This window comes from Mycobacterium sp. ITM-2016-00317, assembly GCF_002968295.1.
Classification (GTDB): Bacteria; Actinomycetota; Actinomycetes; order Mycobacteriales; family Mycobacteriaceae; genus Mycobacterium.
Genome location: NZ_CP134399.1, coordinates 1,129,867 through 1,153,693 on the forward strand (window position 1 = coordinate 1,129,867; position 23,827 = coordinate 1,153,693).

General features: G+C 68.0%; 24 protein-coding genes and 2 pseudogenes. 18 read left to right on the plus strand and 8 right to left on the minus strand.

Features of this window, described 5'->3' with window-relative positions:
* Positions 1–72 precede the first annotated feature (72 nt).
* From C6A87_RS05300 to C6A87_RS05310, 3 genes and pseudogenes are all read left to right on the plus strand, one after another.
* A pseudogene (locus tag C6A87_RS05300) lies at positions 73–1,064 on the plus strand (calcium/sodium antiporter).
* Between the two features lie 153 nt (positions 1,065–1,217).
* Entirely contained in the window at positions 1,218–1,967 is a 750-nt protein-coding gene (locus tag C6A87_RS05305; protein WP_311116305.1) for a deoxyribonuclease IV, read from the plus strand.
* 107 nt (positions 1,968–2,074) lie between these two features.
* Complete coding sequence (locus tag C6A87_RS05310) at positions 2,075–3,271, plus strand: phosphatase PAP2 family protein (protein ID WP_396837005.1); 1,197 nt, start codon at positions 2,075–2,077, stop codon at positions 3,269–3,271.
* On the opposite strand, the pseudogene C6A87_RS05315 reads toward C6A87_RS05310, so the two are convergent.
* Positions 3,209–3,475, minus strand: a pseudogene (locus C6A87_RS05315) (cupin domain-containing protein); the annotation flags it as partial. The gene C6A87_RS05310 and the pseudogene C6A87_RS05315 overlap by 63 nt on opposite strands.
* 73 nt (positions 3,476–3,548) lie before the next feature.
* On the opposite strand from C6A87_RS05315, the gene C6A87_RS05320 reads away from it, so the two are divergent.
* Genes C6A87_RS05320 through C6A87_RS05330 form a run of 3 tightly spaced genes read left to right on the plus strand, consistent with a single transcriptional unit; the run spans position 3,549 to position 6,657 of the window.
* Complete coding sequence (locus C6A87_RS05320) at positions 3,549–5,177, plus strand: acyl-CoA dehydrogenase family protein (protein ID WP_311116306.1); 1,629 nt, start codon at positions 3,549–3,551, stop codon at positions 5,175–5,177.
* 5 nt (positions 5,178–5,182) lie between these two features.
* The gene (locus C6A87_RS05325; protein ID WP_311116307.1) at positions 5,183–5,902 is read left to right on the plus strand and encodes a PaaX family transcriptional regulator C-terminal domain-containing protein; all 720 of its coding nucleotides are present in this window, start codon (positions 5,183–5,185) and stop codon (positions 5,900–5,902) included.
* A complete protein-coding gene (locus C6A87_RS05330; RefSeq protein WP_311116308.1) occupies positions 5,899–6,657 on the plus strand; it encodes a crotonase/enoyl-CoA hydratase family protein in 759 nt (252 codons plus the stop codon). The genes C6A87_RS05325 and C6A87_RS05330 overlap by 4 nt, the downstream gene beginning before the upstream one ends.
* Before the next feature lie 30 nt (positions 6,658–6,687).
* On the opposite strand, the gene C6A87_RS05335 is transcribed toward C6A87_RS05330, so the two are convergent.
* Together C6A87_RS05335 and C6A87_RS05340 are read right to left on the minus strand one after the other, a co-directional pair.
* Positions 6,688–7,098, minus strand: a complete 411-nt coding sequence (locus tag C6A87_RS05335; protein WP_311116309.1) for a DUF3060 domain-containing protein — start codon at positions 7,096–7,098, stop codon at positions 6,688–6,690.
* 2 nt (positions 7,099–7,100) lie between these two features.
* Complete coding sequence (locus C6A87_RS05340; protein WP_311116310.1) at positions 7,101–7,478, minus strand: DUF3060 domain-containing protein; 378 nt, start codon at positions 7,476–7,478, stop codon at positions 7,101–7,103.
* 67 nt (positions 7,479–7,545) lie between these two features.
* Here C6A87_RS05340 and C6A87_RS05345 point away from each other — a divergent pair, with 67 nt between their 5' ends.
* The 9 genes from C6A87_RS05345 (at position 7,546) to C6A87_RS05385 (ending at position 15,811) form a co-directional block, all read left to right on the plus strand.
* Positions 7,546–8,085 carry a DUF3558 domain-containing protein gene (locus C6A87_RS05345; protein ID WP_311116311.1) on the plus strand — a complete coding sequence of 180 codons (540 nt, stop codon included), beginning with the start codon at positions 7,546–7,548 and terminating at the stop codon, positions 8,083–8,085.
* Position 8,086: 1 nt separating this feature from the next.
* On the plus strand, positions 8,087–8,623 hold the full coding sequence (locus tag C6A87_RS05350) for a DUF3558 domain-containing protein (RefSeq protein ID WP_311116312.1): 537 nt from the start codon (positions 8,087–8,089) through the stop codon (positions 8,621–8,623).
* Between the two features lie 53 nt (positions 8,624–8,676).
* Positions 8,677–9,252, plus strand: coding sequence for a TetR/AcrR family transcriptional regulator (locus C6A87_RS05355; RefSeq protein WP_311116313.1), 576 nt, complete (start codon positions 8,677–8,679; stop codon positions 9,250–9,252).
* A gap of 319 nt (positions 9,253–9,571) precedes the next feature.
* Complete coding sequence (gene rpsL, locus C6A87_RS05360) at positions 9,572–9,946, plus strand: 30S ribosomal protein S12 (RefSeq protein ID WP_003929602.1); 375 nt, start codon at positions 9,572–9,574, stop codon at positions 9,944–9,946.
* Positions 9,946–10,416 (plus strand): 30S ribosomal protein S7, encoded by a 471-nt coding sequence (gene rpsG, locus C6A87_RS05365; protein ID WP_043405699.1) that lies wholly within the window; start codon positions 9,946–9,948, stop codon positions 10,414–10,416. Before rpsL ends, rpsG begins: the two co-directional genes overlap by 1 nt.
* Before the next feature lie 131 nt (positions 10,417–10,547).
* Positions 10,548–12,599 carry an elongation factor G gene (gene fusA / locus C6A87_RS05370; protein WP_396837071.1) on the plus strand — a complete coding sequence of 684 codons (2,052 nt, stop codon included), beginning with the start codon at positions 10,548–10,550 and terminating at the stop codon, positions 12,597–12,599.
* 89 nt (positions 12,600–12,688) lie between these two features.
* Positions 12,689–13,879 (plus strand): elongation factor Tu, encoded by a 1,191-nt coding sequence (tuf, locus tag C6A87_RS05375; RefSeq protein ID WP_003929599.1) that lies wholly within the window; start codon positions 12,689–12,691, stop codon positions 13,877–13,879.
* A 183-nt stretch (positions 13,880–14,062) separates the two neighbouring features.
* On the plus strand, positions 14,063–14,884 hold the full coding sequence (locus tag C6A87_RS05380; protein WP_311116315.1) for a cutinase family protein: 822 nt from the start codon (positions 14,063–14,065) through the stop codon (positions 14,882–14,884).
* Positions 14,885–14,959: 75 nt separating this feature from the next.
* Complete coding sequence (locus C6A87_RS05385) at positions 14,960–15,811, plus strand: mycofactocin-coupled SDR family oxidoreductase (protein ID WP_311116316.1); 852 nt, start codon at positions 14,960–14,962, stop codon at positions 15,809–15,811.
* On the opposite strand, the gene rocD is transcribed toward C6A87_RS05385, so the two are convergent.
* Both rocD and ddaH read right to left on the minus strand, forming a co-directional pair.
* Positions 15,808–17,025 (minus strand): ornithine--oxo-acid transaminase, encoded by a 1,218-nt coding sequence (gene rocD / locus C6A87_RS05390; RefSeq protein ID WP_311116317.1) that lies wholly within the window; start codon positions 17,023–17,025, stop codon positions 15,808–15,810. The two genes, C6A87_RS05385 and rocD, sit on opposite strands and share 4 nt — an antisense overlap.
* On the minus strand, positions 17,022–17,870 hold the full coding sequence (ddaH, locus tag C6A87_RS05395) for a dimethylargininase (RefSeq protein ID WP_311116318.1): 849 nt from the start codon (positions 17,868–17,870) through the stop codon (positions 17,022–17,024). Before ddaH ends, rocD begins: the two co-directional genes overlap by 4 nt.
* A 114-nt stretch (positions 17,871–17,984) precedes the next feature.
* Here ddaH and C6A87_RS05400 point away from each other — a divergent pair, with 114 nt between their 5' ends.
* Both C6A87_RS05400 and C6A87_RS05405 read left to right on the plus strand, forming a co-directional pair.
* On the plus strand, positions 17,985–18,431 hold the full coding sequence (locus C6A87_RS05400) for an Lrp/AsnC family transcriptional regulator (RefSeq protein WP_311116319.1): 447 nt from the start codon (positions 17,985–17,987) through the stop codon (positions 18,429–18,431).
* A 56-nt stretch (positions 18,432–18,487) separates the two neighbouring features.
* Positions 18,488–19,672: an FAD/NAD(P)-binding oxidoreductase gene (locus C6A87_RS05405; RefSeq protein ID WP_311116320.1), complete on the plus strand. Its 1,185-nt coding sequence runs from the start codon at positions 18,488–18,490 to the stop codon at positions 19,670–19,672.
* Between the two features lie 316 nt (positions 19,673–19,988).
* Here the strand turns inward: C6A87_RS05405 and C6A87_RS05410 are convergent, their stop codons facing one another.
* A complete protein-coding gene (locus tag C6A87_RS05410) occupies positions 19,989–20,165 on the minus strand; it encodes a hypothetical protein (protein WP_311116321.1) in 177 nt (58 codons plus the stop codon).
* 333 nt (positions 20,166–20,498) lie between these two features.
* Between C6A87_RS05410 and C6A87_RS05415 the strand changes: the two genes are divergently transcribed.
* Entirely contained in the window at positions 20,499–22,031 is a 1,533-nt protein-coding gene (locus C6A87_RS05415; RefSeq protein WP_311116322.1) for a DUF222 domain-containing protein, read from the plus strand.
* Here the strand turns inward: C6A87_RS05415 and C6A87_RS05420 are convergent.
* On the minus strand, positions 22,028–23,305 hold the full coding sequence (locus tag C6A87_RS05420) for a VOC family protein (protein WP_311116323.1): 1,278 nt from the start codon (positions 23,303–23,305) through the stop codon (positions 22,028–22,030). The two genes, C6A87_RS05415 and C6A87_RS05420, sit on opposite strands and share 4 nt — an antisense overlap.
* Positions 23,302–23,826: a sigma-70 family RNA polymerase sigma factor gene (locus tag C6A87_RS05425; RefSeq protein WP_311116324.1), complete on the minus strand. Its 525-nt coding sequence runs from the start codon at positions 23,824–23,826 to the stop codon at positions 23,302–23,304. The genes C6A87_RS05420 and C6A87_RS05425 overlap by 4 nt, the downstream gene beginning before the upstream one ends.
* Position 23,827: the final 1 nt, after the last annotated feature.

The window sequence follows — 23,827 nt, forward strand, 5'->3', positions numbered from 1 at the left end:
GGGAAGCCCCCGCCCCGATGGGGCGGGGGCTTTTCCGTGTGTGGTTCTTCTGTATCTGATCTGAAACCGATGATGACGACGAACATTCTCTGGTTCCTCGCGGGATTGGCCGCACTGGTCGTGGGCGCCGAGGTGATGGTGCGTGGCGGGGTGGGGCTGGCCGGGCGGTTGGGCATCAGCCCGATCGTCATCGGTCTGACCGTGGTCTCGATCGGCACGAGCCTGCCCGAGCTGGCCGTCGGGGTGGTCTCGGCGGGGGAGGGCAGCGGCGCGCTGGCGGTCGGCAACATCGCCGGCACCAACATCGTGAACCTGCTGCTCATCCTCGGGTTGAGCGCACTGCTGGTCCCGCTGGCGCTGCAGATGCGCACGATCCGGTTCGAGCTGCCGTTCATGGCGGTGGCCGCGGGGCTGCTGTGGCTGCTGGCCGCCGACGGGGTGCTGACGCGTCTGGACGGGCTGATCCTGGTGGTCTGCGCGATCGCCTATACCGCGGGGGTCATCTGGTCGTCGCGGCGGGAGTCATGGCAGGTCAACGAGGAGTTCGCGGGGGAGTATCCCGCCGACGAGGTCGACGGTGACGCCGCGACCATCCTGGTCCGGCGGCGCACCTCGGCCTACCTGACGATGACGCTGGTCGGCATCGGGATCGTGGTGATCGGCGCCGAATGGCTGGTCGACGGCGCGGTGGGGCTGGCCCGCGGGTTCGGCGTCAGCGACGCGCTGATCGGACTGACCGTGGTGGCGATCGGTACCTCGGCGCCCGAGCTGGTGACGACCGTGGTGTCGACCATCCGCGGCGACCGCGACATCGCGATCGGCAATCTGATCGGCAGCAGCATCTACAACATCCTGCTCATCCTCGGCATCACCTGCCTGGTGCGGCCGGCGGCCTGTTGCTGCCCGACAGCCTGGTCCGCATCGACATCCCGATCATGGTCGCCGTCGCAGTGGTGTGCATCCCGATCTTCCTGTCGGGCCGGCGGGTCAGCCGCCTCGAAGGCGGCTTCATGGTCGCCGCGTACCTGGTTTACCTGGCGTTCGCGATCAGCACGCAGTCGTAGTGGGGTGAACCGCGCGAGGTTCGCTGCGAGGAATTCGCGCACGGTGACCGGTTCCCGGCCGATCAGGCTGCGCTGCGCTACTGCACGCCAGGACCGCGGCGGCCCGGCTGATCGATGACGCGACTGTCGCGGCGCGGGCCTAGACTCGGCGGCGTGCTCATAGGTTCGCACGTCCACGGAGACGACCCCCTGGCAGCGGCGCAGGCCGACGGCGCCGATGTGGTGCAGTTCTTTCTCGGCAATCCGCAGAGTTGGAAGAAGCCGCCGCCGCGCGAGGACGCCGAGGCGCTCAAGGCCGCCCCGATCCCGATCTACGTGCACGCGCCGTACCTGATCAACGTCGCGTCGGCGAACAACCGGGTGCGGATCCCGTCGCGCAAGATCCTGCAGGACACCTGCGACGCGGCTTCGGCGGTCGGCGCCACCGCGGTGATCGTGCACGGCGGCCACGCCGACGACAACGACATGGAGGCCGGCTTCGAGCGCTGGGTCAAGGCGCTGGCGAGCCTGAAGACCGACGTGCCGGTCTATCTGGAGAACACCGCGGGCGGTGACCACGCGATGGCCCGGCACTTCGACACCATCGCCAGGCTGTGGGACCGGATCGGCGACACCGGTATCGGCTTCTGCCTGGACACCTGCCACGCGTGGGCGGCCGGCGAGGCGCTCGTCGGCGCGGTGGAACGCATCAAGGGCATCACCGGGCGCATCGACCTGGTGCACTGCAACGACTCCCGCGATGCGGCGGGCTCGGGCGCCGACCGGCACGCCAACTTCGGCTCCGGCCAGATCGATCCGCAGCTGCTCGTCGCGGTGGTCAAGGCCGCGGGCGCGCCGGTGATCTGCGAGACGTCCGACGAGGGCCGCAAGGACGACATCGCGTTCCTGCGCGAGCACCTCTGAGCCCTCGACGATCGCATTTGTCGCTGAAGAGTTACCGAACTGCGGGTGGCGAAGCGGTTAAATAGGCTGGCACCGGAATTCCGGTGCTTCCTCGTCGAAAGGCCTCCGTGTCCGCGATTGACGACCCACCGTCGATTGCGGGCCCTGCGGGCTACGCGGCGCCGAGCGGTCGGCGCATCCGCAGACTGACCGTGCTGCGCTGGGCGGCCGTGGCCACCTGGGCCGTCGTCGTGGGGTGGCGCACCGTCGACGACGGGTTCGCGTTCAACCGCGAGTTGCTGCTGCTCTACATCTCCACCGGACTGCTCGCCGCCAGCATCGGGCAGGGCCGCCGGATGTTCTATGTGATCCGCGACTGGCTCCCGTTCGCGCTGGTACTGCTGGCCTACGACCTGAGCCGCGGCGCGGCCACGATGGTCGGCCTGCCTACGCTGTGGCACTGGCAGGCCGACGCCGACCGCTGGTTGTTCGCCGGAACAATGCCGACGGTGTGGCTGCAGGAACGGTTGAAGCTGCCGACGCCGCCGTGGTGGGAGATCGGCATCAGCACCGTCTACATGTCGTTCTTCATCCTCCCGTATGTGATCGCCGGGGTGCTGTGGCTGCGTAACCGCGCGGAGTGGAAGGCGTTCGTGCGGTTGTTCGTCGGGCTGAACTTCGCGGCGCTGATCGTCTACGTGCTGCTGCCCGCCGCGCCGCCGTGGGCGGCGGCGCGCTGCACACCGGCCGACGTGGCCGGCGGCCCGTCCGGCCCGCGGTGCATGTTCAGCTCCGCACGCGGAGTGCCCGACGGCGGTGTGCTGGGCGCGATGCAGTTCAGCCAGGACGGAGCGAACCAGTGGGTGGAGCGGATCGTCGGCCGTGGCTGGGGCAAGTTGAACCTGCACTCCGCGAGCGCGCTGATCGACCAGGGACAAGCCAGCGTGAACCTGGTGGCCGCCATCCCGTCGCTGCACGCCGGGATGACCGCGGCGATCGCGGCGTTCCTGTGGGTGCGCCTGAGCCGGCGCTGGCGTCCGGTCCTGGTCGCCTACGTGCTGGTGATGGCGTTCACGCTGGTCTACACCGCCGAGCATTACGTGGTGGACATCCTGCTCGGGTGGGCGCTGGCGGCGGCCGCGGTGTACGTGCTGCACCGCTACGACAGCCGGCGACGTTCGCGGGTCTCAGCCCGCGGTGAGGTAGACCTTGCGCAGCGGCTCGGTGACGGTCCAGACCGTGCGGGTGCCCGCACCGAGCCGGACGACGTCCCCGCTGCCGAGGTCCAGTCCTGGGCTCCCATCCGCGAACTCGACCCGCGCTGAACCACTGAGCACCACGAAGACCTCGTCAACCTCGACATCACGCATGCCGCCGACGCTCATCTCCCATACGCCCACCTCCACACCGGCGAACTCGGTGAGTGTCTGCACCCCGGTGGTCGGGGCGCCGGCGACGAGCTGATCGGCGGGCACCGGTTCGTGGGTGAGGGCAAGGGTGGCCGCGTGCGTGACGGAGTTCGGGCGCATGGGAAGAATTATGCGGTGCCACGAGGCATTACAAGTCTTGTGCGATTGTCGAGCCAGGTGTAACACTTCGGGTATGTCGGACACTCACGTCGTCACCAACCAGGTCCCGCCGCTGGAGGACTTCAACCCCGCCGCCGCGCCGGTCCTGACCGAGGCGCTGATCCGCGAGGGCGGCGAGTGGGGCCTCGACGAGGTCGCCGAACTCGGCGCGCTGGCCGGCGGCCGCACCGCGCAGCGCTGGGGCGAACTCGCCGACCGCCACCGGCCGGTGCTGCACACCCACGACCGCACCGGCCACCGCATCGACGAGGTGGAGTACGACCCCGCCTACCACGAGCTGATGAACGTCGCCGTCGGCCACGGCCTGCACGCCGCGCCGTGGGCCGACGACCGCCCCGGAGCGCACGTGGTGCGCGCGGCGAAGAACTCGGTGTGGACGCCCGAGCCCGGCCACCTCTGCCCGATCTCGATGACCTACGCCGTGGTGCCCGCACTGCGGCACAACCCCGAGCTGGCGGCGATCTACGAGCCGCTGCTGACCAGCAGCGTCTACGACCCGGAACTGGCGGTGCCGGCCGGCAAGCCCGGTATCACCGCCGGGATGTCGATGACCGAGAAGCAGGGCGGCTCCGATGTCCGGGCCGGCACCACCGAGGCGGTGCGCAACGCCGACGGCAGCTACACGCTGACCGGCCACAAATGGTTCACGTCCGCGCCGATGTGCGATGTCTTCCTGGTGCTGGCCCAAGCCCCCGGCGGCCTGTCCTGCTTCTTCCTGCCGCGGATCCTGCCCGACGGCACCCGCAACCGGATGTTCCTGCAGCGACTCAAGGACAAGCTCGGCAACCACGCCAACGCCTCCAGCGAGGTCGAATACGACGGGGCCACGGCATGGCTGGTCGGCGAGGAGGGCCGCGGGGTCAAGACCATCATCGAGATGGTCAACCTGACCCGGCTGGACTGCACCCTGGGCAGCGCCACCAGCATGCGCAGCGGGCTGACCCGCGCCATCCACCATGCCCAGCACCGAAAGGCCTTCGGCGCCTACCTGATCGACCAGCCGCTGATGCGTAACGTGCTCGCCGACCTCGCGGTCGAAGCTGAAGCGGCGACCATGCTCGCCATGCGGATGGCCGGCGCCACCGACCACGCGGTACGCGGCGACGAACGTGAATCGCTGCTGCGCAGAATCGGTCTGGCCGCCGCCAAGTACTGGGTGTGCAAGCGCGCCACCCCGCACGCCGCCGAGGCGATGGAGTGCCTGGGCGGCAACGGCTACGTCGAGGACTCGGGAATGCCCCGGCTGTACCGGGAGGCTCCGCTGATGGGCATCTGGGAGGGTTCGGGCAACGTCAGCGCGCTGGACACCCTGCGCGCCATGGCGACCCGGCCCGAGTGCGTCGACGTGCTGTTCGACGAACTGGCCGCGACCGACGGCCACGACGCCCGACTCGACGCGCACGTGCGGGGTCTGCGGCCGCAGCTGGAAGACCTTGCCACGATCCAGTACCGGGCCCGCCAGGTCGCCGAGGACATCGCGCTGGCGTTGCAGGGCTCGCTGCTGGTGCGCCACGGTCACCCCGCCGTCGCCGAGGCGTTCCTGGCAAGCAGGCTCGGGGGGCAGTGGGGTGGCGCGTTCGGCACCCTGCCCACCGGCCTGGACCTCGCGCCGATCATCGAGCGCGCCCTGCTCAAGGCGTAGCGGACATGCGCATGACGGCGCGCTCGGTGGTGCTCAGCGTGCTGCTGGGCGCGCATCCGGCGTCGGCCACGGCAGCCGAGTTGGTCCGGCTCACCGGCGATTTCGGCATCAGGGAGCCGACGGTCCGGGTGGCGCTGACCCGGATGGTGGGTGCGGGCGACCTGGTGCGCTCGGAGGACGGCTACCGGCTCTCGGACCGGCTGCTCGCGCGGCAGCGCCGGCAGGACGACGCGATCACCCCGCGGTGGACGGACTGGGACGGCACCTGGACCACGCTGGTGATCACCAGTGTCGGAACCGAGGCCAGGGCCCGCGCGCAGTTACGAAACACACTGCAGGACAAACGCTTCGCCGAGCTCCGCGAAGGTGTCTGGATGCGCCCGGCGAACCTGGACGTCGCCCTGCAGGACGAGATCGCGAACAGGGTGCGGGTCCTGTCGGCCCGTGACGACGACCCCACAGAACTGGCCGCCCGCCTGTGGGACCTGTCGGGCTGGTCCGCGACCGGGCACCGACTGCTGGCGCAGATGGCCGACGCCGACGACGTGCCGGGCCGGTTCGTGGTCGCGGCGGCGATGGTGCGCCACCTGCTGACCGATCCGGTGCTGCCCGACGAACTGCTGCCCGCCGGCTGGCCCGGTGCCGCGCTGCGGCGTGCCTACGAAGACTTCGCCGCCGAACTGGTCGCGCGGCGTGACGGTGTGGAACTCATGGAGGCGACGTGACGGTCAGGGTGGAGAAGAACGACGCGGTGACCACGGTCATCCTGGACCGGCCGCACGCGCGCAACGCCGTCGACGGACCCACGGCGATGGACCTCCATGCCGCCTTCGACGAATTCGACAAGGACGACTCGGCATCGGTGGCGGTGCTCTGGGGAGACAACGGGACGTTCTGTGCCGGAGCCGATCTCAAGGCGATGGGGACGCCGCAGTCGAATCCCGTGCACCGCTCGGGGCCCGCCCCGATGGGGCCCAGTCGGATGGTGCTGTCCAAGCCGGTGATCGCGGCGGTCAGCGGGTACGCCGTCGCCGGTGGCCTGGAGTTGGCGCTGTGGTGCGATCTGCGCATCCTCGAGGAGGACGCCGTGATGGGTGTCTTCTGCCGCCGCTGGGGCGTGCCGCTGATCGACGGCGGTACCGTGCGGCTGCCTCGGCTGATCGGCCACAGCCGGGCCATGGACCTGATCCTGACGGGCCGCGCCGTCGCCGCCGACGAGGCCCACGCGATCGGGCTGGCCAACCGCGTGGTGCCGAAAGGCCAAGCGCGCCAACACGCCGAAGCGCTGGCGGCCGAACTCGCCCAGTGGCCGCAGCAGTGCATGCGGTCGGACCGGATGTCGATGCTGAATCAGTGGGGGATGTCGGAGGCCGACGCGATGGACGTCGAGTTCGGCAGTCTGTCGCGGGTTGCGGCCGAATCCCTGGACGGCGCCGCGCGTTTCAGCGCGGGGGCGGGCCGCCACGGACAGAAGGCCTAGTTCCGGGCGGGCTTGCCCGCGTGAGACCGGTCAGCCCTTGCTGATGTCGTTGTTCCTGCCGGTGTCGTTGACCTTCGGCTCGCCGTCGCGGTAGGTCACGGTGTTGTTCAAGCCGACCACCGACAGTTCGGCGTCCACCCGGTCGAACGAGATCTTGTTGTCCGCGCCGCCGATGTTGGCCTTGGCGCACGTGCCCTTGACCGTGAGGGTGTTGTTGGAGCCGCCGACGTTGAGCGACTTGCCGTCGGCGCAGTCGATCTCGGCGGTCGTGCCGAACGACCCGTAGTTGATGGTGTTGCCGATTTCCACCTGCGCCCCGGATGAGCCCGCCGTTGCCGTCGGTGTGCCGGTGTCCTGACTGGTCGAACCGCACGCGGTCAGCGAGACCGCCAGTGCGGTGGCACCGAGACAGCTGATCAGGCGGAGGCGGTGAGGCGTCATGCCTAGGCGGATACCCGATCGATCCGGTTTGTCATCCCCAGCTCGCGGCCGCGGTCCCACACGATCGGTGCGCCGTCCTTGTAGTACACCGTCTGGTCCCAGCCGTACACGGTGATGTCGTTGATGACGTTGTCGGCGATCACGACGTTCGACGAACCCTGGACGGTCACCGCCCAGCAGGTGCCCAGCGCGTTGATCTGGTTGTTGTTGCCCAGGACGATCAGCGTGGCGTTGTTGCAGTCGATGGTCTGGACGACGCCGATCCCCGTGATGTGGGTGTCGCCGTTCTTCGCCTGCGCGACCGGGTGTACCGAGGCCAGCGAGGCCCCGACCGCCAGCGCGCCCACCGCGAACACACGTCCCACCACCGATGCAGTCACACGGGCAGCCTACGACGTCGTTCGCTCGCACTGTCGGGGATCGCCGACACGAGTACCGTGAGCAGCGATGCTCCGGGTCGGACGTGTTCTCGCCGTCGCGGTCACTGCGACGGCGACGGTTGCAGGCTGCGCGCAGACCGTCAGCGGCACCGCGCAGCGCGCCGACGGCGCCGCCGCGGGCCAGGACCGCAGCTACGGCTACGTCGACGACCGCTGCGGACTGCTCGACGACAGCACGGTGCAGGCCATGCTCGGCGCCGACGAGGTGACCCGCCCCTACAGCGGCGCGGTCTGCCAGTACATCCTGACCCGTCGCGCAGGCGGCGCGGCGACCGTCGACGTCACGTTCTCCTGGTTCGACACCGGAACCCTGCAGAGGGAACGGCAGCTGGCCACCGCGCGCGGCGCCACCGTCACCGACGAGGTGGTGGAACGCCACAAGGCGTTCTCCGCGCGCCGGGACACCACCGGCGCCGCCTGTTCGGCCACCGCCGCGGCCGGCTCGGGCGTATTGAGCTGGTGGGTGCAGTACCGCGGGCAGTCCACCGGGGATCCCTGCATCGACGCCGCGAAGCTGCTCTCGGCGACGTTGCGCTCGGATATGTGACGTGAACACCCGCATCACCGCCCGCCTCTGCGTGGGGCTGGCTCTCGGCGCGCTGCTGACCGGCTGCGGGGCCGACGACGACCGCGACGGTCCGGCCGCCGGCCCCGGCGGCTCGACGTCGGGGGAGGGGTTCGAGAGCGTGGACTGCAACGGCATCACCGACGCCGACATCGCCAAGGTGGCGGGGCCGGACATGTACACCCCCGCGGCGGTCAGCGATGCCGGCTGTTTCTGGCAGGAAGACAATCTGGCCGACGGCATCGGGGCGGGCATGGGCATCTCGACCTGGTGGTACCGCGGCTCCGACATGGACACCGAGCGGGGGCTTGAGGAGCGCGCCGGCCGCACGCTGACCGAGATGACCGTGGACGGGAACAAGGGCTTCATGGCCTATGACGACGCCGCGTGCAGCATCTACGTGGCCAAGGGCACCGACGTGATCACCTGGTCGATCCAGACGATGAACGCCACCGGCATGCCCGATCTGTGCGGCGTGATCGAAGAACTGGCGCAGCTGAGCCAACAGCGGGTGAACTAGAGTTGCCTGCTGGCCCGGATGTTTCCGGGCCGGGACGATGCGAGGGGGATGGCATGGCAGCGCGTCCGCCGCGCTCGACAAAGCTCAGCCGCGACGCCATCGTCAACGCCGCGCTGACGTTCCTCGACCGGGAGGGCTGGGACGCGCTGACCATCAACGCGCTGGCCAATCAGCTCGGTACCAAGGGCCCGTCGCTCTACAACCACGTGCACTCGCTCGATGACCTGCGCCGCACAGTCCGCATGCGGGTGGTGGGGGACATCATCGAGATGCTCAACACCGTCGGGCAGGGCCGCAGCCCGGACGACGCGGTGATGGTGATGGCCAGTGCCTACCGCAGTTACGCCCACCACCACCCGGGCCGGTACTCGGCGTTCACCCGGATGCCGCTCGGCGGTGACGACCCGGAGTTCACCGAGGCCACCAGGGCCGCTGCGACGCCGGTCATCGAGGTGCTGGGCACGTTCGGCCTGGAGAGCGAGGCCGCGTTCAACGCGGCGCTGGAGTTCTGGTCGGCGATGCACGGCTTCGTTCTGCTGGAGATGACGGGTGTGATGGCCGGCGTCGACACCGACGCGGTGTTCAACGACATGGTGGCCCGATTGGCCGCCGGTATGCGGCTCCGTTGAGGGGCCGCTGTCGGAGATTCGCAGGTCAGCGGGTTTTGTTGAGGTATGCGGCCCTGGTATTGTGGACGTTCGTGCCTGGCAGATAAGGCGCTGGTGGTTCTCGCGCGATCTTTTGGGCACCGCCAGCATGCCTGCACGCCGGGCAAATTCGCATGACTCGCTCTCCGCGGGGTGCCGTGAAACTGTCCCGCAGTTCACGGCGACCGCATGCGACACGCCCGGACGCGGGGTAACCGCCGGGGGCATAACAGCAGTACAGAGAACTTAAGAAGAACCAAGCACGCACGTCAGAACGACGAGGAACACAGAAAGCCGGTACATGCCAACCATCAACCAGCTGGTCCGTAAGGGTCGCCGCGACAAGATCGCCAAGGTCAAGACCGCGGCACTCAAAGGCAGCCCGCAGCGTCGCGGCGTGTGCACTCGCGTGTACACCACGACCCCGAAGAAGCCGAACTCGGCGCTTCGCAAGGTCGCGCGCGTGCGCCTGACCAGCGCGGTCGAGGTCACCGCTTACATCCCCGGCGAAGGCCACAACCTGCAGGAGCACTCGATGGTGCTGGTGCGCGGCGGTCGTGTGAAGGACCTCCCCGGCGTGCGCTACAAGATCATCCGCGGCTCGCTGGACACCCAGGGCGTCAAGAACCGCAAGCAAGCCCGCAGCCGTTACGGCGCGAAGAAGGAGAAGAGCTGATGCCGCGCAAGGGACCCGCGCCCAAGCGTCCGTTGGTCAACGATCCGGTTTACGGGTCGCAGCTGGTCACCCAGCTGGTGAACAAAGTTCTGCTGGATGGGAAGAAATCGCTGGCTGAGCGCATTGTTTATGGTGCGCTCGAACAGGCCCGTGACAAGACCGGCACCGACCCCGTGGTGACGCTGAAGCGCGCCATGGACAACGTGAAGCCGTCGCTCGAGGTTCGCAGCCGTCGCGTCGGTGGCGCCACCTACCAGGTTCCCGTCGAGGTCCGCCCGGACCGCTCGGTCACCCTGGCACTGCGTTGGCTGGTCAGCTTCTCCAAGCAGCGTCGCGAGAAGACCATGGTCGAGCGCCTGGCCAACGAGATCCTCGATGCCAGTAACGGCCTGGGTGCCGCCGTCAAGCGACGCGAAGACACCCACAAGATGGCTGAGGCCAACCGCGCCTTCGCGCACTACCGCTGGTGATCGCTCGCCCGCGGGCACTGCTCCGGGCGTGAGAAGCCAAGGCTGACAACAGCAACGATCAAGCGAGAGAGAAGACTTCCGTGGCACAGGACGTGCTGACCGACCTGAGCAAGGTCCGCAACATCGGCATCATGGCCCACATCGATGCCGGTAAGACGACGACGACCGAGCGCATCCTCTACTACACCGGTGTGAACTACAAGATCGGTGAGACTCACGACGGCGCCTCCACCACCGACTGGATGGAGCAGGAGCAGGAGCGTGGGATCACCATCACCTCCGCGGCGGTGACGTGTTTCTGGAACAACAACCAGATCAACATCATCGACACCCCCGGCCACGTCGACTTCACCGTCGAGGTGGAGCGTTCGCTGCGTGTGCTCGATGGCGCCGTGGCCGTCTTCGACGGCAAGGAAGGCGTCGAGCCGCAGTCCGAGCAGGTGTGGCGCCAGGCCGACAAGTACGACGTGCCGCGTATCTGCTTCGTCAACAAGATGGACAAGCTGGGCGCTGACTTCTACTTCACCGTCCGCACCATCGAGGAGCGCCTCGGCGCGAAGCCGCTGGTCATCCAGCTGCCGATCGGCGCTGAGAACGAATTCGAAGGCATCATCGACCTCGTCGAGATGAAGGCCAAGGTGTGGCGCGGCGAAACGGCGCTCGGCGAGAAGTACGAGGTCGCCGACATCCCCGCCGACCTGGCTGACAAGGCTGCGGAGTACCGCACCAAGCTGCTCGAGACGGTCGCCGAGACCGACGAGGCACTGCTGGAGAAGTACTTCGGCGGCGAAGAGCTCACGATCGAGGAGATCAAGGGCGCGATCCGCAAGCTCACCATCGGCAGCGAGCTGTACCCGGTGCTGTGCGGCAGCGCGTTCAAGAACAAGGGCGTGCAGCCCATGCTGGACGCGGTGATCGACTACCTGCCGTCGCCGCTGGACGTCGAGTCCGTGCAGGGCCACGCGCCCGGCAAAGAGGACGAGCTGATCACCCGCAAGCCCTCCGTCGACGAGCCGTTCTCGGCCCTGGCATTCAAGGTCGCGACGCACCCGTTCTTCGGCAAGCTGACCTACGTCCGCGTGTACTCCGGCAAGGTCGACTCCGGTTCGGCGGTCGTCAACGCGACCAAGGGCAAGAAGGAGCGGCTCGGCAAGCTGTTCCAGATGCATGCCAACAAGGAGAACCCGGTCGAGCGCGCGTCTGCCGGCCACATCTACGCGGTGATCGGCCTGAAGGACACCACGACCGGTGACACCCTGTCGGACCCGAACCAGCAGGTTGTTCTGGAGTCGATGACGTTCCCCGATCCGGTGATCGAGGTGGCCATCGAGCCCAAGACCAAGAGCGACCAGGAGAAGCTGGGAACGGCGATCCAGAAGCTCGCCGAAGAGGACCCGACCTTCAAGGTGCACCTGGACCAGGAGACCGGCCAGACCGTCATCGGCGGCATGGGCGAGCTGCACCTGGACATCCTGGTGGACCGCATGCGCCGCGAGTTCAAGGTCGAGGCGAACGTCGGCAAGCCGCAGGTGGCCTACAAGGAGACCATCAAGCGCGCGGTCGAGAAGGTCGAGTTCACCCACAAAAAGCAGACGGGTGGCTCCGGCCAGTTCGCAAAGGTACTCGTCAGCATCGAGCCCTTCACGGGCGAGGACGGCGCGACGTACGAGTTCGAGAACAAGGTCACCGGTGGCCGCATCCCGCGCGAGTACATTCCGTCGGTGGATGCCGGCGCCCAGGACGCCATGCAGTACGGCGTGCTGGCCGGCTACCCGTTGGTGAACGTCAAGCTGACGTTGCTCGACGGTGCCTACCACGAAGTCGACTCCTCGGAGATGGCGTTCAAGGTGGCCGGTTCCCAGGTGATGAAAAAGGCTGCGGCACAGGCTCAGCCGGTCATCCTGGAGCCAGTGATGGCCGTCGAGGTCACGACGCCCGAGGACTACATGGGCGAAGTGATCGGCGACCTGAACTCCCGCCGTGGTCAGATCCAGGCCATGGAGGAGCGGAGCGGTGCTCGTGTCGTGAAGGCGCAGGTTCCGCTCTCGGAGATGTTCGGCTACGTCGGCGACCTTCGGTCGAAGACCCAGGGCCGGGCGAACTACTCCATGGTGTTCGACTCGTACGCCGAAGTTCCGGCGAACGTGTCGAAGGAGATCATCGCGAAGGCGACGGGCCAGTAATCTGACCCGCTGGTTTCGCGGAACCACACAACTGCAACGATCAACACTGCTTTAGAAGAAGCACCAACACAGTCCAGGAGGACACAGAAGTGGCGAAGGCGAAGTTCGAGCGGACGAAGCCGCACGTCAACATCGGGACCATCGGTCACGTTGACCACGGCAAGACCACACTGACGGCAGCAATCACCAAGGTTCTGCACGACAAGTACCCCGATTTGAACGAGTCGCGCGCATTCGACCAGATCGACAATGCGCCCGAGGAGCGTCAGCGCGGTATCACGATCAACATCTCCCACGTGGAGTACCAGACCGACAAGCGTCACTACGCACACGTCGACGCCCCCGGTCACGCTGACTACATCAAGAACATGATCACCGGTGCCGCCCAGATGGACGGCGCAATCCTGGTGGTCGCCGCCACTGACGGCCCGATGCCGCAGACCCGCGAGCACGTGCTGCTGGCCCGCCAGGTCGGTGTGCCCTACATCCTGGTGGCCCTGAACAAGGCCGACATGGTGGACGACGAGGAGCTCATCGAGCTCGTCGAGATGGAGGTCCGCGAACTGCTGGCCGCCCAGGACTTCGACGAGGAAGCCCCGGTCATCAAGGTCTCGGCGCTGAAGGCCCTCGAGGGCGACCCGCAGTGGGTCAAGTCCGTCGAGGAGCTCATGGAGGCCGTGGACGCGTCGATCCCGGATCCGGTCCGCGAGACCGACAAGCCGTTCCTGATGCCCGTCGAGGACGTCTTCACGATCACCGGCCGCGGCACCGTGGTCACCGGTCGTGTCGAGCGTGGCGTGATCAACGTGAACGAGGAAGTCGAGATCGTCGGCATCCGCCCGACCGTCACCAAGACGACCGTCACCGGTGTCGAGATGTTCCGCAAGCTGCTCGATCAGGGCATGGCGGGCGACAACGTCGGTCTGCTGGTGCGTGGCATCAAGCGTGAGGACGTCGAGCGTGGCCAGGTTGTGGTCAAGCCCGGCACCACCACGCCGCACACCGAGTTCGAGGGCAGCGTCTACATCCTGTCCAAGGACGAGGGTGGCCGCCACACGCCGTTCTTCAACAACTACCGCCCGCAGTTCTACTTCCGTACCACGGACGTGACCGGCGTGGTGACCCTCCCCGAGGGCACCGAGATGGTGATGCCCGGTGACAACACCGACATCTCCGTCAAGCTGATCCAGCCCGTGGCCATGGACGAGGGCCTGCGCTTCGCGATCCGCGAGGGTGGCCGTACCGTCGGCGCCGGCCGCGTCACCAAGATCATCAAGTGATCTAGGTACTCAGCCAACGAGAGTGGCGCTCACCCGGAAGGGTGGGCGCCACTTTTGTGTTGCCGACTGGTGTAACGCGTCGACAGACAAGTCCGATGTATTGGGCGTCGGCTGTCGAGGGGTCAGTCGGGGTGTGAAGTGAGGTTCGGCGTTTTGAGGTTCATGGTGAAGAGCAAGACCGGCATGACGGCACTCGTGGCCGCGGTGGGGGCCGCTGCCGCGACCGTGCTGACGGCGGGGGCTGCGTCCGCGCAGCCCGCCTGTCCGGACGTGCACTGGATCGGGGCCGCCGGATCCGGGGAACGCGCCGGGGACATGAGTGCCGACGCCGGCATGGGCCGCGTGGTGTACAAGTCCTATCGCGACTTCGCGTCGCTGGTTCAGCAGAGCGGCCGCACGATCACCGCCGAAGCGGTCAACTATCCCGCCACCGAAGTGCCCGAGGACGGCGGCGTCCTGGCCTGGGCGGGATTCATGAGCAGTGTCGACACCGGCGCAGAGGCGCTGGGCGTCCAGTACCAGCAGTTCGTCGCGCAGTGCCCGACCACCCAGGTGGTGCTCGCCGGCTACTCGCAGGGCGCCATGGTGGTCCACCGCAATCTGCACGCACTCGACGCGAGCCCGAACCTGGCCGCGGCGCTGCTCGTCGCCGACGGCGACCGTCTTCCGCAGGACCCGACCATCAACCTCGGCTCGGCGACCTCGGTGCCGGGTGCAGGCAAGGGCGTCGCGCAGGACTGGCCGATCCTGGCGGGGGCTCCCGGGCCGCTGCCGGTGACGGTCGGTGTCAAGACCGTCAGCGTCTGTGACCTCGGGGACGCGGTGTGCGACTACGACCCCGACGCCGAGGACGAGATGAACCCGGCTGCCGTCGCGGTGCACACGAGCTATGCCCGCCGGACAGCCGCGATGGACCCGTGGACGATGCCGCTGTACCAGCTCGTCGCCCGGACGCCTGCGCCCGCGCCGGCTCCGCTTCCCGTGCAGGTGGCGGCGGGCTCCTGAGCCGTTGGGCGCCGCCGGACGCCACTGAACGCAAAGACTAGAACGCGTTCTAATTCGGCTGTTAGCCTGATCCCCATGGCATCAGGTGCACCCTTGGAAGGTCGCGTCGCGCTGGTCACCGGCGCAGCGCGCGGTCAGGGCCGCGCGCACGCGGTCCGGTTGGCCGAAGACGGCGCCGACATCGTCGCGATCGACGTCTGCAAGCCCGTCTCGGCGTCGATCACCTACCCGATGCCCACCTCCGAGGACCTGACCGAGACGGTGCGCCTGGTGGAGGCCACCGGCCGCAAAGTGCTGGCCCGCGAGGTCGACATCCGTGACCTGGCCGCCCAGCAGCAGCTCGTCGCCGACGCGGTCGAGCAGTTCGGCCGCCTCGACATCGTGGTGGCCAACGCCGGCGTGCTGAGCTGGGGCCGCATCTGGGAGATGTCGGAGGAGCAGTGGGACACCGTCGTCGACGTCAACCTCAACGGCACCTGGCGCACGATCCGGGCGGCGGTGCCGGCGATGATCGAGGCCGGCAACGGCGGTTCGATTGTCGTCGTCAGCTCGTCGGCCGGGCTGAAGGCCACGCCGGGCAACGCGCACTACGCGGCGTCCAAGCACGGGCTGGTGGCGCTGACCAATGCGCTGGCCCTGGAGGCGGGGGAGTACGGCATCCGGGTGAACTCGATCCATCCGTACTCGATCGACACGCCGATGATCGAGAAGGACGCGATGATGGAGATCTTCTCGAAGTACCCGACGTTCCTGCACAGCTTCGCGCCGATGCCGTACAAACCTGTTGCGCGCGACGGCAAACCGGGTCTGCAGGAGTTCATGACGGTCGAGGAGGTCGCCGACGTGGTGGCGTGGCTGGCCAGTGACGCGTCGGCGACGATCTCCGGGTCGCAGATCGCCGTCGACCGCGGCACCATGAAGTACTAGCCGGTCAGCACTCCGGCGAACTGCTCCACCGCCCAGTCGATCTCGTCGGCGGTGACCACCAGCGGCGGCGCGAAGCGCAGCGTCGAACCGTGCGTGTCCTTGACGAGCACGCCGCGTTCGGCCAGTCGCAGGCTGACCTGCTTGCCGGTGCCCAGCGCCGGGTCGAGGTCGACCCCGGCCCACAGCCCCTTCCCGCGCACCGCCAGCACTCCGCGGCCGTTGAGCTCGGCGAGGCGCGCGTGTAGGTGGGCGCCGAGTTCGGCTGAGCGACACTGGAATTCGCCCCGGCGCAGGATGTCGACGACGGTGCTGCCGATCGCGGTGGCCAGCGGGTTCCCGCCGAACGTCGAACCGTGTTCGCCTGGGTGCAGGACGCCGAGGATGTCGCTGTCGGCGACCACCGCCGACAGCGGGACCACGCCGCCGCCGAGCGCCTTGCCCAGCAGGTAGACATCGGGCACCACGCGCCAGTGGTCGCACGCGAACGTGCGCCCGGTGCGGGCGAGCCCGGACTGGATCTCGTCGGCGATCATCAGCACGCGGCGTTCGGTGCACAGCGCACGCACCCGCGGCAGGTAGTCGTCGGGAGGCACGACGACGCCGGCCTCGCCCTGGATCGGTTCCAGCAGCACGGCGACGGTGTCGCCGTCGATCGCGTCGGCCAGCGCTTCGGCGTCACCGAAGGGCACCGCCCGGAAACCCGGCGTGTACGGACCGAACCCGCGGCGTGCGGTCTCGTCGTCGGAGAAGCTGACGATCGTCGTGGTGCGCCCGTGGAAGTTGTTGTGCGCCACAATGATGGTAGGGGTGTTCGGGTGATTGACACCCTTGACGTCGGCGCCCCACTTGCGTGCCACCTTGATGCCGCTCTCGACCGCCTCGGCGCCGCTGTTCATCGGCAGCACCATGTCCTTGCCGCACAGTTCGGCCAGCGACGCGCAGAACGGGGCCAGCCGGTCGGAATGGAACGCGCGGCTCACCAGCGTCACCGCATCGAGCTGCGCGTGGGCCGTGGCGATGATCTCCGGGTTGCGGTGCCCGAAGTTCACGGCGGAGTACGCGGCCAGGCAATCGAGATAGCGCCGCCCGTCCACGTCGGTGATCCACGCGCCGTCGGCGCTCGCGGCGACGACCGGCAGCGGGGAGTAGTTGTGTGCGACGTGGCGTCGGTCGAGGTCGATGACCGCATCGGCGGTGGACGTCACGGCCGTCATCGGTGGATCTCCAGCGTGCAGCATTTCACCGACCCGCCTCCCTTCAGCAGTTCGGACAGGTCCACGGGCACCGGGTGGAAGCCTGCGCGACGCAGCTGCTCGGCGAAACCGGTTGCCGCCGAGGGCAGCACCACGTTGAGTCCGTCGGACACGACGTTGAGGCCGAGCACGTAGGCGTCCGCGCTGGCGACTTCGACGGCGTTGGGGAACAGGCGTTCCAGAGTCGCGCGGGAGGCGGGCGCGAACGCCGGCGGGTAGTACGCGACGGTCGCGTCGTCGAGCACGGCCAGCGCGGTGTCGAGGTGGTAGAAGCGCGGATCCACCAGCTCCAGGCTGACGACCGGCATCCCGACGTGGGCGGCGACCTCGTCGTGGGCGCGGCGGTCGGTGCGGAAACCGTGCCCGGCGAGGATCGTCGAACCGACCGCGAGGAAGTCACCCTGGCCCTCGTTGACGTGTCGGGTCTCGTTGGGGCGGTAGCCGTTACGCGACATCCACTCGGCATACGCGACCGCTTCCCCGGCGCGCTCGGCGTAGGCGAAGCGGGCTACCACGGCCCGGCCGTCGATGACCGTGCCTCCGTTGGCCGCGTAGACCATGTCCGGAAGGCCCGGCAGCGGTTCGACGAGTTCGACGGTGTGGCCGAGGTCGAGGTAGGTGCGGCGCAGGGTCTCCCACTGGGTGAGCGCGCGGCCGGTGTCGACCGGCGTCGTGGTGTCCATCCACGGGTTGATGGCGTATTCGACGGCGAAGTGCGTCGGGGCGGTCATCAGATAGTGGCGGCGGCCGGCGGTGCGTTCGGTGGTGCTCTCGACGTTCTGGGTGCCGGCGAGCTCGGTCGTCATGAAACAAACGATATGGGCGGCGTTTCGCGCAATCAATCGACGAATCTTGCGTGTCTTGCGTTGATCTGTTGTTGTAGTCGCGGCTATCCGAAGAATTATTGTGCGGGGGAGAAGATGGACCGACTCGATGAGACCGACGAGCGCATCCTGGCCGAGTTGGCCGACAACGCGCGCGCCACGTTCGCCGAGATCGGCCAGCAGGTGAACCTGTCCGCCCCGGCGGTGAAGCGTCGGGTGGACCGGATGGTGGACGCGGGCGTCATCAAGGGATTCACCACGGTGATCGACCGCAGCGCGCTGGGGTGGACGACCGAGGCCTACGTCCAGGTGTTCTGTCACGGCACCATCGCGCCCACCGCGCTGCGGGCGGCCTGGCGGGACATCCCGGAGGTGGTCAGCGCCGCGACGGTGACGGGCACGGCCGACGCGATGCTGCACGTGCTGGCACGCGACATGCGGCACCTGGAGGAGGCGCTGGAACGCATCCGGGCCAGCGCGGACGTGGAACGCAGCGAAAGCATCGTCGTGCTGTCCAACCTCATCGAACGCGCACCGCGCTGAGCGGTCACCTGTGGGGTGGCGCACAACAGCAGCTCGGCATCGTGTAAAAAGCCCACGTGAGCACATCTGAGGTGTCCGGCGGCGTTGTCATCGTCGGCGGCGGGCTGGCCGCTGCCCGCACGGCCGAGCAGTTGCGTCGTTCCGAGTATCCGGGACCGGTCACGATCGTCAGCGACGAGGACCACCTGCCCTATGACCGGCCGCCGCTGTCCAAAGAGGTGCTGCGCGCCGAGACCGACGACGTCACGCTGAAGCCGGCCGAGTTCTACGCCGACAACAACATCACCGTGCTGCTCGGCAACGGCGCGAAATCGGTGGACACCGAGGCCCGGACCCTGACCCTGGCCGACGGCACCCAGCTGCGTTACGACGAGCTGGTGATCGCCACGGGCCTGGTGCCCAAGCGCATTCCGTCGTTCCCGGACCTTGCCGGTATCCACGTGCTGCGTAACTTCGACGAGAGCCTCGCCCTGCGGAAGGAAGCGGGCACGGCCCGCCACGCGGTCGTGGTGGGCGCAGGCTTCATCGGCTGCGAGGTCGCGGCCAGCCTGCGCAAGCTCGGTGTCGACGTGGTGCTGGTGGAGCCGCAGCCCACGCCGCTGGCGTCGGTGCTGGGGCGGCAGATCGGTGATCTGGTCACGCGACTGCACCGTGCCGAGGGGGTCGACGTCCGCTGCGGCGTGGGCGTCTCCGCCGTCAGCGGCGACGACCGGGTCCGCAAGGTCATCCTCAGCGACGGCACGGAGCTCGACGCCGACATCGTCATCGTGGGGATCGGTTCACATCCCGCGACGGACTGGCTTGCCGGCAGCGGCATCGCGGTCGACAACGGCGTGGTGTGCGACGAGGCGGGCCGCTCGAGCGCACCCCACGTGTGGGCGATCGGAGATGTCGCGTCGTGGCGCGACACCATCGGCGGCCAGGTGCGCGTCGAGCATTGGAGCAACGTCGCCGACCAGGCACGGGTGCTGGTGCCGACCATGCTGGGTCAGGAGCCGCCGACCGCTGTTTCGGTGCCGTACTTCTGGAGCGACCAGTACGACGTCAAGATCCAGGCCCTCGGTGAGCCGGAGGCCACCGACACGGTGCACATCGTGGAAGACGACGGGCGCAAGTTCCTCGCCTACTACGAGCGCGACGGTGTGGTGGTCGGCGTGGTCGGCGGCGGCTTCCCGGGCAAGGTCATGAAGGTCCGGTCCAAGATCGCCGCGGGCGCGCCGATCTCCGACCTCCTCGGGTAGCCCATTCCGTCGAGATTGCATGTAGCGCGGGATAATCCGCGTGATTCGAGCAGAGGATGCAATCTCGGCGAAGGGGTGTAGATAAGGGTGGGAGGGGTCAGACTCAGCCTGTCTTGAGTCAAGAATTTGGCAGGTTTTGTGGGTTTGGTGGGGTGAGGTAGGCCTGTTTCGGGGTGTGGTCTGCCAGGGCTTGGTGGGGTCGGATGGTGTTTGTAGATGATGCGGAAGCGGTGGACTTCCATGTCGAGGGTGTCGCCGTCGCCGATGTATCCGCGGAACAGGTGCTCGTATTTGAGGGTGCCGAAGAACCGCTCGATCACGCCGTTGGTTTGCGGTGGTTGGACGCGATTCCTGACGTGTCGCAGCAGGGGTCCTCGCCGGTGAATGCGGTTTGGAAGGTTTTGCGGCGAAAGCAGGGGCCGTTATCGGAGACCACGGCAACCGGGGCCGGGGCCTGGCCGATGACGGTGTCGTCGGCGTCGAGGATGTCCATCAGTCCGCGATCGGCGCGTAGGTCGTCGAGGTTGAGCAGGCGTTGGGCTTCGCTGACAGCCAGGTGCAGGCAGTTCCATCTGTAGCCGCCGCTGTTCGGGAGTGCCTCTGGCCCCGGCTGGACCGCGGGGCACCTCCTGGAGCCGCTCAGCGCCAGCGGCGAGGAACTGGTGCTTCCACTTCGTCATCGTCACTGTCGTAACCCCGCAACGCCGGGCAGCTTCTGCGCCGTGATCGAGCCATATCCACAACCTTCCAGCCATGGCCGCGGTTATCCACAAGTCGCGACCCTGCCGAAAAGTTTGAGTCAGTGGAGGCAGGTAATATCGAACGTATGTTCGATCGAATGCATGCGGGGAGGGATGAGCCGGCCCTGATCGCTGCGATCGAACAGGCTGCGCGCGAGGAAGCCCAGGCCGGTGCGCGCAAGTTGGCCGCGATCGCCGAATTGGTCGATCTGACGGTCGACGAGGATGACGAACGCGGCAGGTGGGCTTTCGATCCATGGAAGAACGCCGCGTGCCACGTCGGCGCCGCACTGTCGATCAGCCAGCAGCGCGCCTCCGCTCAGATGTGCATTGCGACGGCGCTGCGTTACCGACTACCCAAGGTTGCGGCCTTGTACTTGCGGGGCCGACTGAGCGCCCGGTTGATCTCGGAGATCACTTGGCGCACGCAGCTGGTCGCCGACGAAGTCATCGCCGTCGTCGATGCGACGCTGGCCGATAAGGCCGAGAAGTGGGGTCCGCTGTCCGACGAGAAACTGATCAACGGAATCAACGCCGAGATCGAGCGTCACGACCCCGATGCAGTACGCCGCACGAAGGAAGTGCTCAAGAAGCGGGATGTGCACATCGGGGCGCATGACGATCCCAACGAGGCCATTTCGCTCTGGGGATTGTTGTTGCCTCCTGACGCCGCGGCATACAGAGCTCGGATTGCCAGGCTCGTCAAGGGGCTGTGTGACGCGGATCCGCGGCCGATAGGCGAGCGGCGATCGGATGCAATGGGTGCGATCGGTCGGGGCGATGACCACCTGCCGTGCCGGTGCGGATCTTCGGCATGCGCCGCGGGCGGTCCCGGGAAATCGAACATCGTGATTCACGTGATCGCCGACGAGGCTGCGGTCGATGCCGCGGAGCAGCTGATCGCCGCCGAGGACCGCGAACAGCAGAATGTCAGGGTCGACCCTGAGGCCGAAAACGAGACCGATTCCCGCGCAAAGGAATCCGGGGTGGCACTGCTTCCGGCGGCTCAGGTCCTGCCGATCGCGGCGTTGGCAGAGGCCATCCGCTCGGGAGCGTCGATCAAGCCGTTGTGGCTGCCGGGCCCAGATCCCGAACCGCGCTACCAGCCCTCGGCGAAGCTGGCCGCATTCATTCGCGCCCGTGACCTGTTCTGCCGCTTCCCGGGATGCGATGTTCCCGCCGAACGCTGCGACATCGACCACGTCGTTCCTTATCCGCACGGGCCGACCCACGCGTCGAACATGCACTGCAAGTGCCGAACTCACCACTTGATGAAGACCTTCTGGGGCGGCCCCGACGGCTGGCGCGATAGACAACTACCCGATGGCACCGTCATCTGGACCACGCCGGCCGGGCAGACCTACACCACGACGCCCGGGAGTCGGCTGTTCTTCCCGACGTGGAACACGACGACCGCGGAACTGCCGCCGATGACCCAACCCCCGCCCGGGACGGGCCGCGATGTCCAGATGCCGAAACGGCAACGCACTCGAGCCGCGGACAGGGCGGCACGCATCAAAGCCGAGCGCGAATACAACGCTGTCCAACGCGTCGTCGACCAGCCACCCCAAGAGCCGCAGCCGCCACCCGATTACGCCGACGACCCACCACCTTTCTAGAGCTCGCCGAGGTAGAAGCGGGTGCCCTGATCGTCGGCGCACAGCGCGGACTTCCCGTAGGACTGCTGCGACGGCTCGTCGATCACGGTGCCGCCCGCCTCGCGCACCCGGGCCACCGCGGCGTCGATGTCGTCGACCGTCCACATCGGCACGGTGACCGCGCTCGTACTGCCGCCCGCGGCGCCCGACATCGGACGGGTCCCTTCGATCTCCCAGCCGTCGGCAACCCGACCAGGGGAGAACGTCCAGAACAACACCCTGCTGTAGAAAGCCTTGAACTCTTGCGAATCCGGCACCTGGTAGGTGAGGTAGGACAGCTCGCCGTGCCCGCCGCCGTTCAGCAGCGGCCTCGGTTCCGCCTGATTGGGCACGTACACGCCGAACTCGGTGCCCTGAGAGTCGGTGGCGCGCAGCACGTCACCGAAGCCCAGCCGCTCGACCGCGCCGACGGATCCGCCGCCGGACACGATGCTCTCCCGCGCGCCGTCGAGGTCGGTCACCGCGTAGCAGCAGAACAGCGTCTGTCGGTCTGCCGACGCCAGGCCGATGCGCTGACCGACGTTGGTCACCGTCTGGGTCGCGGCGTCGACCTGCCAGCCGAGCACGCGGCCGTAGAACGCCGCCGCGAGCTGCGCGTCCGGCGTCCACACCGAAACGAACCCGACGTCACCGTGCTGGATCGGCACGACGGCGCCGGTCACCGGGCCGGTGAGCATCCACCGGTGCCCGAACGGGTCGACCAGTGCGGCGTTTCGGGCGCCGTAATTCTCGTACGGCTCGCGCTGGATGTGCGCACCCCCGTCGCGGGCGCGCTGCAACGCGGCATCGGTGTCTGCCACCGTGACCATCAGGCTCACCGAGACCGCCTGCGGCGCCGGTGCTTTCAGCCCGATTTCGGGATACTCGTCGGCCAGGTACAGCACGCCGCCGGCCAGCGTGAGTTCGGCGTGGCCGATCCGGCCGTCGTCCATCTCGATCGGGTCACCGGCCAGCGCGGCGCCGAATACGTCGATGTACCAGTCGATGGCGGCGCGGGCGTCGGCGACGGTGAGATAGGGCACGGCCGCGCCGTGCACCACCGGCGCCGGCCGGGCGAGTTCGGCGATGGCAGTATCGGTTCCGCTCATGGTCACTCCTTGGGTTCGATCAGGTTGCTGTTCGAAGAGGTCGGCCGCCGCCTCGAGGCGGGCCCGCAGGCGCTGCGCGAACGCGCGGTCCGGTGCGACGGGGAGGTCGCCGCCGCGCAGCACGTCGAGCGGATCGTGTCCGTTCACAGCAGTCCTCCTTCCGGTTGCGGGTACGCGGCCCGGAACGCCCGTCGGGCCCGCACCAGAAGCGCCTCCGTCGCGTGGACGGTGCGCCCGATCATCTCCGCGCACTCCGGCACGGAGCAGTCGTCCATGTAGCGCAACGCCAGCACGCTGCGGTGATGCTCGGGCAACCGGGCCAGCACCTGCTCGGCAACGATGCGGTTCAGATGCGCGTCCCAGGTGTCCTCGGGCTCGACCGGTTCGGGCGGCTCGGCGACCGGCACCGAGTGCCGGTCGTGCCGTCGCCGGTAGTGGTCGGCGAGCTTGTGCCGGGCCACCCCGATCAGCCACGGCACGGTCAGCTCCGGCGGTGACGGCTTGCGCGCAGCATCCATCGCCGCCAGAAAGGTCTCCGACGTCAGGTCCTCGGCCGTCCCGCGGTCACCGCAGCGCCTGACGAAGTAGCCGAAGACCGCCGGCAGAGCCTCGTCGTACAGCGCGAGCAGTGCCCGCGGAGCGTGCTCGCCGTCCGGTTGGGCACTCACA

What these genes read in the sequence shown, in the direction of transcription:
- C6A87_RS05320 (WP_311116306.1), top strand. Translation starts at nt 3,549, where the DNA reads ATGTCGGACACTCACGTCGTCACCAACCAGGTCCCGCCGCTGGAGGAC.
- C6A87_RS05325 (WP_311116307.1), top strand. Translation starts at nt 5,183, where the DNA reads ATGCGCATGACGGCGCGCTCGGTGGTGCTCAGCGTGCTGCTGGGCGCG.
- C6A87_RS05335 (WP_311116309.1), bottom strand. Translation starts at nt 7,098, where the DNA reads ATGACGCCTCACCGCCTCCGCCTGATCAGCTGTCTCGGTGCCACCGCA.
- C6A87_RS05345 (WP_311116311.1), top strand. Translation starts at nt 7,546, where the DNA reads ATGCTCCGGGTCGGACGTGTTCTCGCCGTCGCGGTCACTGCGACGGCG.
- C6A87_RS05355 (WP_311116313.1), top strand. Translation starts at nt 8,677, where the DNA reads ATGGCAGCGCGTCCGCCGCGCTCGACAAAGCTCAGCCGCGACGCCATC.
- rpsL (WP_003929602.1), top strand. Translation starts at nt 9,572, where the DNA reads ATGCCAACCATCAACCAGCTGGTCCGTAAGGGTCGCCGCGACAAGATC.
- rpsG (WP_043405699.1), top strand. Translation starts at nt 9,946, where the DNA reads ATGCCGCGCAAGGGACCCGCGCCCAAGCGTCCGTTGGTCAACGATCCG.
- fusA (WP_396837071.1), top strand. Translation starts at nt 10,548, where the DNA reads ATGGCCCACATCGATGCCGGTAAGACGACGACGACCGAGCGCATCCTC.
- C6A87_RS05380 (WP_311116315.1), top strand. Translation starts at nt 14,063, where the DNA reads ATGACGGCACTCGTGGCCGCGGTGGGGGCCGCTGCCGCGACCGTGCTG.
- C6A87_RS05385 (WP_311116316.1), top strand. Translation starts at nt 14,960, where the DNA reads ATGGCATCAGGTGCACCCTTGGAAGGTCGCGTCGCGCTGGTCACCGGC.
- rocD (WP_311116317.1), bottom strand. Translation starts at nt 17,025, where the DNA reads ATGACGGCCGTGACGTCCACCGCCGATGCGGTCATCGACCTCGACCGA.
- ddaH (WP_311116318.1), bottom strand. Translation starts at nt 17,870, where the DNA reads ATGACGACCGAGCTCGCCGGCACCCAGAACGTCGAGAGCACCACCGAA.
- C6A87_RS05400 (WP_311116319.1), top strand. Translation starts at nt 17,985, where the DNA reads ATGGACCGACTCGATGAGACCGACGAGCGCATCCTGGCCGAGTTGGCC.
- C6A87_RS05410 (WP_311116321.1), bottom strand. Translation starts at nt 20,165, where the DNA reads ATGGACATCCTCGACGCCGACGACACCGTCATCGGCCAGGCCCCGGCC.
- C6A87_RS05415 (WP_311116322.1), top strand. Translation starts at nt 20,499, where the DNA reads ATGTTCGATCGAATGCATGCGGGGAGGGATGAGCCGGCCCTGATCGCT.